Origin of the sequence: Rhodococcus aetherivorans, assembly GCF_011058165.1 — a bacterium.
Taxonomy (GTDB): domain Bacteria; phylum Actinomycetota; class Actinomycetes; order Mycobacteriales; family Mycobacteriaceae; genus Rhodococcus; species Rhodococcus aetherivorans.
Window position 1 is genome coordinate 1 of sequence record NZ_JAALEG010000190.1, and the last position, 1,575, is coordinate 1,575.

Here is a 1,575-nt window from a genome sequence, read left to right on the forward strand (position 1 = left end):
CCCTGCGTGTCAGGCTGAGTTGAGTCCAGCGGTTCACAGCAACCCCGCCTGCAGGGCGAGATACGGATCAACCCCACGATGACGATTTCCAGCATGGTTCCGGTCGAGGACAATGACCGGATGGACCCCTCGCATCCCCGCGCCGACGGCCCGCAACGCCGCGCCTTCAGCGCCGCCGACAAGCTCGCCCACCTCGCCGCGTACGAGCAGGCCTGCCAGAGCAACGGAGGCGGTGCGTATCTGCGCCGCGAAGGCCTGTACTCCTCGCTGATCAGCGAATGGCGTAAACAACGCGACGCCGGCGTCCTCGACGGCAAGAAACCCGGCGAGAAGACCGGCAAACTCACCGCCGAACAGGCCGAGATCGCCCGGCTCACACGCGAGCTCGACCGCGCGAACAAGAAGCTGGCCACCACCCAAACCGCCCTGGGGATCATGGGAAAAGCACACGAGCTCTTGGAGCAGCTCTCCGAGAGCACGAATGTGGACGAGCAGCGCAAGAAGCGTTGATGCACGCCCATCACGAACTCACTGAGTCCGGTGTAACCACAAGGGATGCAACCACACTGACCGGAATTGCGCGTTGCACCGCGGCGCGAGACAAAGCCCGTCCTACGGCAACGGACCCGGCTGCCACCACTGCCGGGCGCACCCCGGAGAACAAGCTCACCGAGGCGGAACGTCGCGGCGTCCTCGACGTGCTGTGCAGCGCCCGGTTCGTCGACCGGTCACCGCTCGAGGTCTACGCCCAGCTCCTCGACGAGGGGATCTATCTATGTTCGGTGTCGACGATGTATCGGATTCTGCGGGAGAACGCGCAGGTCAACGAGCGGCGCCGGCAGGCTCGCCATCCCGCCCGGGTTTGTCCGGAACTCGTAGCGACCGCGCCGCGTCAGGTGTATTCGTGGGACATTACGAAGCTGCCCGGCCCGGTCAAGGGCACCTACTTCGATGCCTACGTGATGATCGACATCTTCTCCCGCTACATCGTCGGAGCGCACGTCCAAACCCACGAGTCCGGGCTGCTCGCCGCGGAGATGATGACCGAAATATTTGCTGTGCACGGGATCCCGAACGTCGTGCACGCCGATCGGGGAACATCGATGACGAGTAAAACCGTCGCGACGCTGCTCGCCGATCTCGAGGTCACCCGCTCGCATTCACGGCCGCGGGTATCGAATGACAACCCCTATTCGGAAGCGCTGTTCAAGACTCTCAAGTACGGACCGATGTGGCCCGAGCGCTTCGCCTCGATCCACCATGCGCGGAATCTCGTGGACTCGTTCACCGCGTGGTACAACCACGAACATCGCCATACCGGCATCGGACTGCACACGCCGGCGGACGTGCATTTCGGTCTCGCCGGGCAGAAGGCCACCGAACGCGCCGTCGTGCTTGCTCGAGCCCGCGCGCAGCATCCCGAACGCTTCGGAAAGGCCGGCACCCCGAAGATCCTGGATCTGCCCACCGATGCATGGATCAACAAACCCGCAGCCGAACCTGACCCGGACCAACCCGACGTCGATCAGGTCGCCGCGTAACTCCCGTTGGACTCAATTACCTTGACACATTCCG

The 1,575-nt window shown here is 63.9% G+C and carries 1 protein-coding gene; it reads left to right on the plus strand.

The genetic code is table 11. The features are described 5' to 3' along the window. Positions 1 to 120: 120 nt before the first annotated feature. Positions 121 to 1,541 (plus strand): IS3 family transposase gene (locus G6039_RS30080; protein ID WP_373867515.1). Its coding sequence is split into 2 segments (ribosomal slippage): positions 121 to 465 and positions 468 to 1,541, totalling 1,419 coding nucleotides; the frame shifts between segments, so codons are not numbered across the junction. The last annotated feature ends 34 nt before the right edge of the window (positions 1,542 to 1,575 follow it).